At 60.0% G+C, this 215-nt stretch carries 1 protein-coding gene; it reads right to left on the bottom strand.

What is annotated here, in order from left to right:
- Positions 1–215 (bottom strand): hypothetical protein (locus tag H6B10_RS17780; RefSeq protein ID WP_345941890.1); only part of this gene is annotated, 215 nt, incomplete at both ends.

Below are 215 nucleotides of genomic sequence, written 5' to 3'. Positions count from 1 at the left end.
TCATGTTCGGCAAAGAGCGTCAGAAGGGCATCGGCCAGATCTTCCTGGGCTTTGCCATCCTGATGACCGGCATGGACCTGATGAGCAGTGCCACCGCGCCCCTGGCCGATGCCCTTCTGACGCTCTTTGCCGAACATGAACAGGAGAATGCCCGTAAAGCCCAGCAGCGGGGCCCAGGCATCGGGGCTGAGCATCTGAATAATGAAGCTCTCGCC

This window comes from Gemmiger formicilis (assembly GCF_016901605.1).
In the GTDB taxonomy this organism is placed as follows: Bacteria; Bacillota; Clostridia; order Oscillospirales; family Ruminococcaceae; genus Gemmiger; species Gemmiger formicilis_B.
The sequence above is the reverse complement of the archived record's forward strand: the minus strand, read 5'-3'. Positions and strand labels throughout refer to the sequence as shown.